The sequence below is a fragment of the Parabacteroides sp. AF48-14 genome (assembly GCF_003477465.1).
GTDB classification, from domain to species: Bacteria; Bacteroidota; Bacteroidia; order Bacteroidales; family Tannerellaceae; genus Parabacteroides; species Parabacteroides acidifaciens.
Map to the genome: position 1 here is coordinate 1 of NZ_QUDI01000023.1, position 13928 is coordinate 13928.

The following is a 13928-nucleotide window of genomic DNA, read 5'->3' on the forward strand; positions in this document are numbered from 1 at the left end:
TGAAGCCCGGCAGATCTCAGCCCAAGGCGTAAGCTTGGGTTAGGGAAACGCCCGGCAGATCTCAGCCCAAGGCGTAAGCCTTGGGTTAGGGAAACGTTCCCCTTCTCCTCTTAGCCCTGTAAGGGCGGCACCGGTAACACCCTGTGTCACAATGTATCGCCCTTACAGGGCTCGAAGATAGGAGGTGGTCCTATTTAAACCCAAGGCTCACGCCTTGGGCTATGATCTGTCGCCCTTACAGGACTTTGGGCGGTTTGCGAACCGCCCCTACGACGGCATTGTCCTCACCACGAAATCAACATTTACAGGTTCACTTTTTCTTCTCATTGGCATATTGGCACATTATCTCATTGGCTCATTATTTTTTAGTTTTGGACCTTCTGCAAATTGAGAAATTACAATAACCCCTATTTCAGCCGTTTTTCTATTTCATCCGAAATCTTGATCGATTTTGGATTGACTCTTTTCACGGTTTTAACCGGCTCGGCTGACAACAGAGAAAATGTGGTGCCGAGTCTATGGCGAAAAGTGTACAATTTGATTATCGAAAGATGAAAACGCCGACAATGTGATAAACCTTAACTCCCGGAGAATCGATTATTTGCGAACGAAGACGGGCTGCGTTCCAAATATCCCAAGGAAATTTTGGAGGCTTGTTGCCATGAGGTGCGCAGAAAATTGCCGTGAAGTAACGCTTCATCGCTCTGAAGGTTGACTTCGTGCTATATGAAGTCCGACTTCAGAGCGATAAAGTTCCGGGTCAGAGCGATAAAGTCCCTCTTCATGGCGATAAGGTTCCGGATCATAGGAAAAAGCTCCTTTTTGACGGCTGAAAAGTGATTTGACATTTGTTTGAATTAGGGTGCCTTTCGAGCTCAAAAAACACGTTTTATACAATAACCCCCCTGCCGCAGGCTCTCTTTTGCCGTTTCGTTTCAACGAACGGTTTTAGAGCTTAGAGGCAGAGCCTCTTCCTCTGTGGGCTTCAGCCCCTTTAATAGAGATTGCCTGTAGATATTTGAAAGGGGTTCAAACCCACAGAGGAATCCGGCAAAGCCGGGAACTTATCAACCCGTTGATTGAAATCAACGGCAAAAGAGAGCCTGTGGCAGGGGGGCTTATTGTAAAAAACGGATTTTTCAAGTCCAAGAGACATCCGAAAACAAACAAATGTTAATCCGCTTTTTTGATCTCAAAAAGGGACTTTTTCGCCTTTCTTGAGCATTTTCCGCAATTACGACCGTCCTCTTTGCCATTACGACCGTGCTAATGTGTAGTGCACTCGGCACCTCGCGAAGATTAGGACGGTCGTAATGGCGATTTGAACGGTCGTAATTGGAAAGAGGACCGTTTTCAGGGCAAAAAAGCACCTGAATTTCCTTGGGATATTTGGGACGCCGTCCGTTTTATTTTCAAATATTCGATTCTCCGGGAGTTAAGGTTTATCACTTTGCCGATGTTTCCGTCTTTCGGCAATCAAATTGCACGCTTTTCGAAACGGACTGCGCACCTCGCTCTTCCTATTGTCAGAAAGGGGAGCTTAAACCGCAAAAAAAGTCAATCCAAAATCGATCAAGATTTCGGACGAAATAGAAAAACGGCAAAAAAGGGGGTTATTGTAATATTCATCAGATTTGCAGGAGGTTCAAAACTTACCAAAAGTGAGCTATCCCGTTCCCGCGCTCCGATGAGGGATCGCAAGAGAACAGGTTTTATCCTAAACTGGTAAATGATGAATGCATAATTGTTGTTAGATGACAGAACGTGAAAATGTAATCGGCTGGCATTTATTTTAAGAGGTTCAGGTGGGCAAGCCGTCTGCGTATCTCCCGCAAAGTATGTTGTATCGATTTGGAAAGTATGATCAGTGTTACGGCAATGATGATCAGAAGGATGCCGACTGCCAGGTTGGGGGTGAACGGTTCGCTGAAGACCAATACGCCGACACATACGGCTGTGATCGGTTCTACAGCCCCCAATACGGCGGTTAATGTTCCCCCGATATTATGCACGGCAAGGACAAGCGTGATATTGGAAATAACGGTCGGAACAATAGCCAGCAGAACCAGATTCATCAATGACATGGCATCAGGAATCGCTTGTATGCCTTCATTCGTCCCTGCTTTGACGGCAAACAGGATTGTGCTGACAACAAACACGTAAAAGGTCAGTTTGCGACCGGTCATCTTTTGCACGCGCGATTTGTTGACTGTCGTGATGTAAAGTGCATATCCGACGGCAGACAGCAAAACGATGAAAACGCCTAAAGCATTCAGTTTCATTTCCCCTTCATTGATAGAAAGGCGTGCTACTCCACAGATTGCCAACACAATAGCCATCAGTATTACCCAGGATGTCTTTTCCCTGAATACCAACAGCATGATGAGGGTGACGAATATCGGATAGGTAAAATGGAGCGTTGTAGCAATTCCGGCCGACATGAAGCTATATCCCCAAAACAAGAACATAGCGGAAGCAGTGTAGAAAAAACCCAATAGAACCAATACCGGGATTTCCCTTTTCTCCACATGGAACGATTCCTTCCTGGTAACCATAATCCCTGTCAAAGCCAATGCTGCAAACAGGAAACGGTAGAACAGGATGGAATCGAACTGCATCCCCTTTGCCATCAGCGGCAATGTAAACAGGGGTATCAACCCGAATGTCGCCGACGTTAATATACCGAGGCAAATCCTTTAAAATTACTCATCACTTTTTCTCTTTGATAAAACGGCATCAAAGATAGTATAAAAACGGGCAATAGGGAAATAGTAACTTATTTTGCAGCTAAAGTATTTCTTTGGGCTTGTTGGTTAGGGATTGAGTTTACACATACATCCTTGCTGATTTCTTTGTTATCTTTGAAGGTCGTCAGGGTAATGCTGCAAGCATTGTCGTTGTATGTGTAAGCGTAGGTTTGTTGTTTTTCCCATTTTTGAGTGTCTTCGTTCCATTGTTCGACAGTCTTGGACACGACTCTCTTGTTTGCGTCGTATGAGAAACTGTATTTGCGATACTGCTGCAGGAGGTTTTCGCCTTCCACCTTGTAGACATATTTAGTCATTACTAAACCGTTTGCTGTTTCTGTCTTATAGGCGAAGTCGGATGCAGAACAGAAGTTTACACTTGCGAATACAAAAACGATCACTGCGATAACTGATTTTAAAACTGACTTTTTCATGACTTTATTATTTTTAGTTGTTTATTAATCTCTTGCCAACTAAATTGCAAAGCCTGTGCCAAACCATGTACGCTTTTGAAAATCAGCGTTTTGATAAAACTATACAAAAAGAAGAGTGTCCAAATATTTGACAATGCTGTCAAAAGTTTGGACACTCTCGCTACGCTACTATCTAAGGATCTAAATCAATATATTTATGAATATCAAACCTTTCTTTTTGTAGATATAGGAATGCATATATATAGTTCATTACGACTTCAGGTGATAGGCTGTAGTTGGGTAGTTTTGTCAGAAACTCGTCTTTAAACTCATTTTTCCCATCAACTGATTGCTTGAAGTATTTATAGAAATCAGATTCTGTAACATGAGGTGTTTTTATAAGGAAAAAGAATTGAGGTTTTCCTCCTCTTGTAAGTTCACGGCAAAAGGCTAAGGGCGTAATTGTAATTTGGGACGGAGCGATATTATTGTCTGACATATATCTGTCAAAACCAGTTTCTTCAAAAAACTCCCTTAAAATTTCATTGGTTACATGCTCTTCTAATGTTTTTATTTTATTCTTGCGTGAAATGGGCTCTACAACTCCACTAACAGTTCCCAGCATATTCGTAAAAACGCCTATTTGGGTTTGACGCGGTTTTAAAAAAAATTGTAATTTATTTTTCTTATCTCCTTTTTTATTATTCATATACCATATAGTTGATACTCCTATTGTATTAGCCATAATAGAATCTTCAAAAGGTTTTAACGACTTTTGTTGTGATAAATCCATTATTCTGATTGTATTTTCTCCTTCATCTAATAAGGGCACATCCAATGTTAGATTTGTTCGTATTTGATCATAATAAGTAGCAGATTGTAGAGTACATAAATAAACATTTTTGTCGGAGGTGGAACTGAATGATGATATTCTCAAAGCTTGTCCATTTGTCGTTTTGGGTTTTTGAAGAAGATAATCATTGAGATTTTGTTGAGTTTTTTTATTTATGTATTCATTAAGTTGAAAAGATGAATCTATTTGTCTTTCTATGTGGATTCGTATGTTTGGATTTCGTGTATAGTTGATAATCTCTTTATAAGGGAAGTCTGTATTTACAATATTTCCATTAATGGATAAGTCTAATTTTAAAATATCATTTTGATAATATCCCTTTTTTAATGCTATAGAATAATCAATGAATGTGCTATCCGGTAAGTTTTTGTAATTATTATCTCGCAGTAATGTTTTTATAGCGCTACTCGGATAAAAGAGCTTTATTGTGGATGCAGATAAATATAACTTTAATTTACTCTTTCTGTGATGATAAAATTTGTAACCACAGAAAAATATAGGGATGGTAGATATTAAACTCAATATTAAAGGTAATACTTCCATATAAGCTAGAATTAAAGTTATTTGGACTAAGAGTGCTATGAATAAGCATGATAGAAGAAGATGTTACAAGTCCTTTTGTTTGGAGCAGATTGTAACATCCTCTTGAAGATTCGGTTTATAGTAGCAATCCCGCTGCCACCTCTTCGGCAACTGCGTCATTCTTGATTGCGGCAACCAAAGCAAGGCCGAAATTCATGACTAATCCCGGACCTTTACCGGTTATGACGTTGTCGGATATTTCAACTGCTTCGCCTGTAACGTTTGCACCGATCAGTTTCGGTTCGAAGCCGGGATAACAGGTGGCGTTACGGCCTTTCAGCAGTCCCAGTCCACCCAATACCATTGGAGCGGCGCAAATGGCAGCTACGATGCGGCCTTCGCGATACTGTTGCAGCAATGCTTCTTTGAGCGGTTCGGAACTGTTCAGGTTGGATGCGCCGGGCATGCCTCCGGGAAGGATGAGGGCATCGGCTTCGTTCAATACTACATTGTCCAATGTCTTATCGGCTGTTACCGGAACATTGTGTGCGCCTGTTACAACCAGGTCGGTAGTGATGGAAACAGTTGTAACTTCAATACCACCGCGGCGCAGGATGTCTACTGTCCCCAAGGCTTCCATTTCTTCGAAACCATTCGCTAAGAATACAATTGCTTTCTTCATATTATTTCTATTTTAGTTTATACAGATAGGTAATCGTACCGCTCTGGTTGTTGGCGCCGCTGATGCTGTTGAACTTAGCCCGTTTGGCGGCATCCAGTGCACTCTTACGCATGGAAGCGTTGTCGATGTTTGTACCTTTACCTATTTCTGCAAATATAACATTTCCTTTCGGGTCTACCGTGATGTTAATTACGATTCGTCCCTCTTCCTGAATTGTATAGGCAGGACGCGGAAGACCTCCGGCACCGATTGAACGGCCGTTCAGGTTGAACGAACCATAACCGCCTACACCTCGTTAGCTCCATGATCGGAATTTCCGAACGGACTGCCCTGGTTTCCTGTTCCGGATGCGGCATCGCCTTGGCTGTTACCTTCCTGGCTTCCCATTCCGAAAGCACCGGCCACCTTGTTGCTGATAGCCTGTTCTTTCTTACGCTGTTCTTCGGCGAGGCGTTTCTTTTCGGCTTCTTCCTTGCGGATACGTTCTTTTTCGGCTTCCTCTTTCCGTTTCTTTTCTTCCTCTTTCTTGCGTTGCTCTTCTTTTTCCTTTTTCTTTTTGGCTCCTTCGATTGCAACGCTTTCCTCGATGTCTTGCGTTACCAGTTCTTCCTTGGGTGTTTCCACCTTAGGCTCCGGCACGGGAGGGGGAGGAGTTGTCGTTTCCTGAGGGGGTTCCTGTCCGGTATATTTCGGTTCGAAAGTTCCGGCTGCCGCATTCACGTTACCGAAGTTCACCAGTATGCCGCCATCCTCGTCGGGAACAACGGTCTTCAATACCGTGAACCCCAGGATGAGCAAGATAATCAGGTGGAATGCTACCGAACCCGCTATACCGTATATGTCATCTTTATTTAACTTCATAATCCTCTTTTAAATTGTCAATTGTCAATTCTCAATTGTCAATTACTTCTGTGGCCGGGTGGCGAGCACCATCTTGAATTTATTCTCATTCGCAATGTTCAGGATACGCACGATTTCCTTATAAGGTACCGATTCGTCTGCATATAAGGCTACAAACATTTCCGGCTCTTTTGCATAACTCTCTTGCAGGAACGGGGTGATCTCTTCGAAAGACACCAGCTTTTCCCGCTGGCTACCGAAAGCGACGTAGTAATTCAGGTTCGCATCGATCGTGACGCGTGTCAGCGGCTTGGCAGCAGTCTGCTTCTGCGCTTGCGGGAGCGTCACCTTGATGGCGTTCGGAATAACTACCGTCGAGGTAACCATAAAGAAAATCAACAGCAGGAATATGACGTCTGTCATAGAAGCCATACTGAAGCTTTCGTTTACTTTTGTTCTTCGTTTTAAAGCCATAATCAGTTTGCAGGTTCGTTCAATAAGTCCATAAATTCCATTGTGCGGGCTTCCATCTTGTTCACCACATTGTCTACCTGTGAAACCAGATAGTTGTAGGCAAACAGGGTAATGATACCGACAACCAGACCTCCAACCGTTGTAACCAATGCCTCATAGATACCACCGGACAACAGGGATACGTCTACATTCGTTCCGGCATTTGCCATATCGAAGAAAGCGCGAACCATACCGGTTACCGTACCTAAGAATCCCAACATCGGCGCTCCGGCAGCTGTCGTAGCAATCAATGGAAATCCTTTTTCCAGTTTGGCAATCTCTAAGTTACCTACATTTTCGATGGCGACCAGTACGTCGTTCATCGGGCGTCCTAATCGGGTTATACCTTTTCAATCATGCGGGCGGAAGGCGTGTTGGTGCTGCGACACAAGTTTAAAGCCGAGTCGACTTTCCCTTCATGTATATAATCCTTGATACGGTTCATAAACGTTTCATCCTCTTTGCCCGCCCGGCGGATTACCATCAGGCGCTGGATAAATATATAACATGCCATCAGTGACAGTAACAATAATACAACCATAATCCAGCCTCCTTTAAAGGCGAGGTCGATTACATTGATTTCTGCTTCAGTGGGAACTGTTACCGCCGTCAGGTCCGGCATCTGCTCTGCTGTTTGTGCCCCTACAGCTTGTAGGGAAAGTAAAATACTCATGTTTATAGAATTATGAATTATAAATTATGAATTATAGAAGGCATTCTTTGTATAGTCTGATCGTTTCTTTCAAACCATGATAAAGAGCGTCGCAGATCAGCGCGTGACCGATTGACACTTCATCCAGTCCCGGGATATTTTGATAAAAATAGGCCAGGTTTTCCAAGCTCAGGTCATGGCCGGCATTTACGCCGAGTCCAGATTTTTGGCCAATTGGGCGGCTGCGATAAATGGTTCAATTGCCTTTTCACGGTTTACCGGATAACAGGTCGCATAGGGTTCCGTGTATAATTCGATACGGTCGGTTCCCGTTTTAGCGGCCAGCTCGATATTGTCGAGCTCCGTCCCCACAAAAAGAGAAGTGCGGATGCCGTGAGAAGTGAAGGTGTCCACCAATTCGCTCAACTGCTCGAAGTGGGCTTTTACGTCCCAACCGGCATTGGAAGTTATGGCATCGGGAGCGTCCGGCACGAGCGTGACCTGTGTCGGTTTTACTTTCGTTACCAGGTCGATAAAATTATCGCAAGGATATCCTTCTATGTTAAACTCTGTTTTTATTTCCGGTTTCAAGGCATATACGTCGCTGTACCGGATGTGCCGTTCGTCCGGTCTGGGATGAACGGTAATCCCTTGTGCACCGAAAGCTTCACAGTCTAATGCCACTTTTAATACGTTTGGTACATTGCCACCGCGTGCGTTACGAATGGTTGCAACCTTGTTAATGTTTACACTTAAATTTGTCATCGTATATCGTTATATCTTTTTTCTTTCATTACATTTGCACAAAAGTATCGGCAAATTTAGCAGTATTTAGGGAATATACAGAAGAATGTTGGTGAAAGATTTCATAACGAAGGAATTTCCGGTGTTAAAAAGTTTTGACACGGGAGAGTATGCGTTGGCTTTAATGGATGATTTTAAATTAAAGCATCTGCCATTGTTGAATGAAAATATGTATAGGTGTTTGGTATCGGAAAAAGACCTGCTGGCAATGCCGAATCCGGCAGCGACTATCGGCGATCCGGTTTTGTTGTCGCCCAGTGTTCAGGAAAACACGCATATCCATGAGGCAATGGCTTTGATTACCCGATATCAGCTGAGTCTTCTTCCCGTTGTAAATCCTGAAGGAGAATATTTAGGCGCTATCACGCGTGACAAACTGATCGATATTCTGTCCGAGCTTTGTAGTGCGGAAGCTGCCGGGAGTGTGTTTGTGTTGGAGTTGATGCCGCAGGATTATTCGTTGACCGATATTGCCCGCCTGATCGAGGCAAACAATGCGCATGTCCTGAATTTGCTCTCTTACACGGATAAGGATACCGGACGGTTGCATTTGATTATCAAGATCGACCTTGAAGACGCTTCTCCTGTAATCCGTAGTTTCGAACGGTTTAACTATACAGTCCTTTATTATTTTATGGAAAAAGGAATGGTGGACGATCTGCTGCAACAGCGGATGGAAGAGTTAGTTCATTATATGAATATATAGGGAGTTGAAAGTTGAAAATTGAAAGTTATGAAGAAGATCGGGGTATTTGGTAGTGAATATCAGTCGGACAAGCAGCTTGTCATTAAGCGCTTGTTTGAAAAGCTGACTGCTTTGGAGGCTGAGGTTTATGTGGATCGTGATTTCTATCTTTTTCTTACGGATGCCTTGAACTATGAGCCTCCCGTATCCGGTATCCTGACCAGTGATGAGTTTAACCTGGATGTAGCTCTGAGTCTGGGTGGTGATGGTACTTTCCTGCGTACGGCTGCCCGTGTAAACAAACAGGATATCCCGATTCTGGGTATCAATACCGGGCGTCTCGGATTTCTGGCTGATGTCTCAAGCAATGACATTGAAGATACGCTGGACGAACTGTTCAAGAACTACTATAAGATAGAGGAACGCACCTTGTTGCGCCTTCATACCGAAGACCGGGTCTTCCACGGTTATAACTATGCTTTGAATGAGATCGCGATTCTGAAGCGCGACACCTCTTCCATGATAACGATCCATACATCGTTGAACGGCGAATACCTGACTTCTTACCAGGCTGACGGTTTGGTGATTTCTACTCCTACGGGTTCTACGGCCTATTCTATGAGTGTGAACGGGCCGATCATCATCCCGCAGAGCAAAAATCTGGTTTTAGTCCGGTTGCCCCCCACTCCCTGAATGTCCGCCCGTTGGTTATCCCGGATTCTTTCACGATCACTTTAGGGGTGGAAAGCCGGAACAAATATTTCCTGATTGCCCTTGACGGACGTTCCGAAATATTCCCGACCGGCATACAGCTACGGGTAAGCAAAGCCGATTATACGACAAAAGTGATTAAACGATATAATCATACCTTTTACCAGACGCTCCGCGAAAAACTGATGTGGGGAGCGGATGCACGGATGAAATAGAGATAAAAAACTATGTTTTGCAGCATGTTTTCGTTAAATCAGGTTAAATAAGCGAGATTTCCAAACGAATATATATGCTACATAACATAAAAGCTCTATATTTGCACTGTGTTTTTCATGGTATTAGATTTAAGGTTAACAATGAAGATTGGCTGTCCGTGATGGATAGCCTTTTTTTTGCCCAATATGGAATATTCTCATTCCGCTTCTTTTACCAATGGAAGAGTAAACCAAAAGGTCGATCCTTTTCCTAATGCGGAGTACACACCGATCTTTCCCCCTAATTTCTCAATGATGCTTTTGCTGATAGCCAATCCGAGCCCTGTCCCCTGTTTGTGTGCATTCAACTTGACAAACCGGTCGAATATGTTTTTACATTCTTCTTCACTGATTCCTATTCCCGTATCCGTGACAGAAACGTATAAATTGTCTTCTTTTATTTGATAATCCAATTTTATTTCTCCCTCGGAAGTGAACTTAATGGCATTCGTCAGGAAATTGGAGATTACCTGTGTAATCCTCTTCGGATCAGAGTATATTTGGATAGACGGTAAATTCCTGTTGAAAGAAAAAAGCACATGATCCGGTATTTTTAGGGCATGGACGGTGTATATCTCTTCGCAGATTTCCTTAAAGTCAAAATTCTTCTTAGTGATATCGAATGTGCCGGATTCGATTTTCGAGAAATCGAGGATGTCGTTTATCAATTGAAGAAGAAGATCGCTGTTTGTGTTGATAATGTCGACAAAGAAATTCCGTTCGTCCTTATCTTCTTCCTCCATATTGGCGATGATACTGGAAAAGCCGACGATTGCATTAAGGGGCGTACGTATTTCATGGCTCATATTTGCCAGAAACATGGATTTGAGCTTGTTTGCTTCTTGTGCTTTTGCAAGCTCCGCTTCCTTTTGCTGTTGCTCTCTTTCTATGCTACGCAATTTTTCCTGCATACTAACTTCGTTCGTGATGTCGGTCAGATAATAAAGTATCTTTTCCGGTTTCCCGTCTGCATTGTATTTATAAGGCTGTACATATGCTTTGACCCAGATATATTGGTCTTTAAACATACGCCTGTACTGGACACTGTATCCTTTGATTTCCCCTTCGATCAATCTCTCGAATTTCTGTTTCAGCACCCGCTCCCTGTCGTCGGGGTGTACAAGCCGGTAAAAGTCTTTCCGTGACTTAAGTATGCATTCCTTTAATTTGGAGGGTTTATCCGGATCGCGCAGTTCGAGATTTATAGTCATTTTATCCTCTTTGACATCATATTCCCACAAAAGGGAATCTCCAGAACCGATAACGGTTTTCAGTTTGTTGAATAATTCATGGGTCTCCTCTACCTTCTTGTACTTTTCCGTTTCATCACTGAACATAAGGATATAACCATATATCCCCTCTTCAGGATTCCTTAAAGGAATACATTTGATGGAAAGGTGCAATGTCGTATTTTCTTTTTGAGGATCTATATGATAATATTCGTTCGTCTTTATATTATTAAATGCATAATCACAATAAAAAACGACTTCCTCCCCTTCCTTCAGCCGGGATATTTCATTGGCCGGGAAATTAGGGTTGCTAAACAGGTTTATGCCGATGATGTCCGTACGTTTTATCGCAAATAGCTGTTCGTCTGTTTCGTTCAGGTCGATCAGGTTGCCTTCTGCATCATATAATTCGACACCGATTGGTAGTTTCTGGTATAGAGAATTTAAACTCAATTCTTTTTCCATGCGATTTCGTTTGGGTCTTAAAATATTTTGTGTGTCTCTTTCTGCATTTTTGATTTTTATGCAAAGTTATAGTTGAAAATCAAAACGGAAAAGGACAAGAAGGGGAAAGTCTTGTTAAACATGGTTAATGTAATGACTTTTCCAAACAAAAATATATGCTGCATAACATAAAACCCTTATATTTGCACTGTGTTTTTCATGGTATTAGATTTAAGGTTAACAATGAAGATTGGCTGTCCGTGACGGATAGCCTTTTTTTACCCGTATGTGAAGGATTCGGGTATATTGGAAATAAAGTCTTACCTTTGTGTTGCAATTAATGGTAAAAGTCTGAGATATATGAAAAGAGTTTTCTGTCCCAAATGTGATAATCAGTTAGCGTTCGATGAAACAAAATATCCGGAAGGCAAGGTATTGGCCTTTGTCTGCCCTCAATGTGGTTCCCAGTTTAAGATCAAGTTGGGACGTAAAGTGGTCCGTACCGAATCGGGCCAGGAAAAAGAGGTGAAAGAACCGGATTTTTCTTGCGGATATATTACGGTAATCGAAAACACATTCGGGTTTAAACAAGAGTTGCCGCTTGTGATGGGTGATAATGTAATCGGACGCCGTAACAAAGATACGGACGGTGTCGATCTGCCTATCATTACCAGCGATCCCAGTATGGGGCGTAAGCATTGTGTGATAAATGTAAAAGAAGATAAAGAGGGAAAGTTAATTTATACATTACGTGATTTTCCCAGTCTTACCGGAACATTCCTGCGTAGCGTAATCCTGGGTAAGAAAGAGCAGGTACGGATTGAAGAAGGAGCGGTGGTGACGATCGGGGCTACTACATTTATTCTTCATGTGCCGGGAGGAGAAGAAGTTTAATCTTAGATACTGACCGGAGCGAAACAAGCGTCTTATACCAGGGGCGATAAGGGAGATAGGGGGAAATTTGGCGTAGGTTTCGGGAGATATCGATATAAGAAACCCATTTCAACTCCGGTCCAGTACACTAAGAATGAAAATCATTATTCATGTTTTTTGTTTTAGACTTCGACAATAAAACAACTCATTTCCGATTTGGCTCACGGCCTTTTACGTAAAGATCCAAAAAGAGTTTAAACAAAAGTTTTATTAACTATGGTTAAATACGGCTTAAATAGTTAGATCTTAGTGTCTAACGTTTGTGTGCTGTTAAAATGTTAATGTTAAATCGGATATTTTGATCAATCCTTCTACCGGATCTCTTTTTTATGTGTACTTTTGTAACCGAAAGAGGCAATAAGGTTAATTAATGGAACAGAACAGGGTGCAGTCCACAACCGGAATTACTTTCCGCGTATTGGTGGCATTAAGTATTTGTCATTGCTTTAATGACACGTTACAGTCCGTTATCTCGGCTGTATATCCGCTATTCAAAGAAGATTTAGGATTGAGCTTTGCCCAGATCGGGTTGATCACGCTCGTGTATCAGTCGGCGGCATCCGTTTGCCAGCCGTTGACAGGGTTATTTTTCGACAGATGGCCTTCGGCATGGTCGTTGCCGACGGGGATGAGCTTTACGTTGGTGGGGCTGCTAAGCCTGGCATTTGCCAATACGCTACCGGTCGTGTTGTGTTCGGTTGCGTTGGTAGGGATCGGGTCTTCGGTCTTTCATCCGGAGGCATCCCGGTTGACCTCGCTGGCGTCGGGCGGTAAGCGTGGACTGGCGCAGTCGCTGTTTCAGTCGGGGGTAACCTGGGCGGATCGTTGGGGCCATTGTTGGCTGCAGTACTCGTCGCTCCCTACGGACGGAGACATATCGCGTTGTTCTCGATCCTGGCATTCGTAGCGATAATGGTGATGATACCTATCGGCCATTGGTATAAACGGTTGTTGCTCCGGATGAAGAGAGAGGAAGGAGGAGCGGCTCATACGCATATTCAGATGCCGCTGCCGATGGGAAAGACGATATTCTCCATTTCAATCCTGCTTGTTCTGATCTTCAGTAAATATATTTATATGGCGAGCCTGAACAGCTATTATACTTTCTACCTGATCCATAAGTTCGGTGTCAGCGTGCAGGCTTCACAACTTTATTTGTTTGTCTTCCTTATTGCTACGGCTATCGGTACGCTGATGGGCGGTCCGATCGGCGACAAGGTAGGACGGAAATACGTCATTTGGGCTTCTATTCTCGGTGCGGCACCCTTCTCGCTAATCATGCCTCATGTAGACAACCTCTTCCTGACGGCAGTCCTTAGTTTTTGTGTCGGGTTGACTTTGTCGTCTGCTTTCCCCGCAATATTGGTATATGCACAAGAGTTATTACCTTATAAATTAGGATTGATCTCCGGCCTGTTTTTCGGATTTGCTTTCGGGGTGGCGGGGATCGCATCGGCCGTATTAGGGAATCTGGCTGACCATTATGGAATAGAAGCGGTCTACAATGTCTGTGGCTATATGCCGCTGATCGGACTGGTCACCTGGTTCCTGCCTGACCTGAAGAGGAAACGACAGGTGTAGGGGAACAATAAAGGCGATCGCCTTGTTATAGATCATAAATTTCGCACAAACTAAATTTAGACGCA

Annotated in this window: 7 protein-coding genes and 6 pseudogenes; 4 read left to right on the top strand and 9 right to left on the bottom strand. The window is 43.2% G+C overall.

Annotated elements, in window-relative coordinates:
• Positions 1–1787 precede the first annotated feature (1787 nt).
• The 8 genes and pseudogenes from DW083_RS11930 to DW083_RS11965 form a co-directional block, all read right to left on the bottom strand.
• Positions 1788–2710 (bottom strand): annotated as a pseudogene (locus tag DW083_RS11930) (DMT family transporter).
• Positions 2711–2776: 66 nt separating this feature from the next.
• Entirely contained in the window at positions 2777–3181 is a 405-nt protein-coding gene (locus DW083_RS11935; protein WP_115500977.1) for a DUF3836 domain-containing protein, read from the bottom strand.
• Positions 3182–3353: 172 nt separating this feature from the next.
• Entirely contained in the window at positions 3354–4556 is a 1203-nt protein-coding gene (locus DW083_RS11940; RefSeq protein ID WP_122332511.1) for a hypothetical protein, read from the bottom strand.
• A gap of 115 nt (positions 4557–4671) precedes the next feature.
• A complete protein-coding gene (locus DW083_RS11945; RefSeq protein WP_115500976.1) occupies positions 4672–5217 on the bottom strand; it encodes a DJ-1 family glyoxalase III in 546 nt (181 codons plus the stop codon).
• A 7-nt stretch (positions 5218–5224) separates the two neighbouring features.
• Positions 5225–6078 (bottom strand): annotated as a pseudogene (locus tag DW083_RS11950) (energy transducer TonB).
• Positions 6079–6120: 42 nt separating this feature from the next.
• The gene (locus tag DW083_RS11955; protein WP_115500974.1) at positions 6121–6531 is read right to left on the bottom strand and encodes a biopolymer transporter ExbD; all 411 of its coding nucleotides are present in this window, start codon (positions 6529–6531) and stop codon (positions 6121–6123) included.
• Positions 6532–6533: 2 nt separating this feature from the next.
• Positions 6534–7243, bottom strand: a pseudogene (locus DW083_RS11960) (MotA/TolQ/ExbB proton channel family protein).
• A 31-nt stretch (positions 7244–7274) separates the two neighbouring features.
• Positions 7275–7987: pseudogene (locus DW083_RS11965) on the bottom strand (pyridoxine 5'-phosphate synthase).
• Between the two features lie 85 nt (positions 7988–8072).
• Between DW083_RS11965 and DW083_RS11970 the strand changes: the two are divergent.
• Complete coding sequence (locus DW083_RS11970) at positions 8073–8732, top strand: CBS domain-containing protein (RefSeq protein WP_115500971.1); 660 nt, start codon at positions 8073–8075, stop codon at positions 8730–8732.
• A gap of 27 nt (positions 8733–8759) precedes the next feature.
• Positions 8760–9637, top strand: a pseudogene (locus tag DW083_RS11975) (NAD kinase).
• A gap of 197 nt (positions 9638–9834) precedes the next feature.
• Here the strand turns inward: DW083_RS11975 and DW083_RS11985 are convergent.
• The gene (locus DW083_RS11985) at positions 9835–11370 is read right to left on the bottom strand and encodes an ATP-binding protein (RefSeq protein ID WP_122332513.1); all 1536 of its coding nucleotides are present in this window, start codon (positions 11368–11370) and stop codon (positions 9835–9837) included.
• Between the two features lie 339 nt (positions 11371–11709).
• On the opposite strand from DW083_RS11985, the gene DW083_RS11990 reads away from it, so the two are divergent.
• Positions 11710–12243, top strand: a complete 534-nt coding sequence (locus tag DW083_RS11990) for an FHA domain-containing protein (RefSeq protein ID WP_115500967.1) — start codon at positions 11710–11712, stop codon at positions 12241–12243.
• Between the two features lie 409 nt (positions 12244–12652).
• Positions 12653–13863, top strand: a pseudogene (locus tag DW083_RS11995) (MFS transporter).
• The last annotated feature ends 65 nt before the right edge of the window (positions 13864–13928 follow it).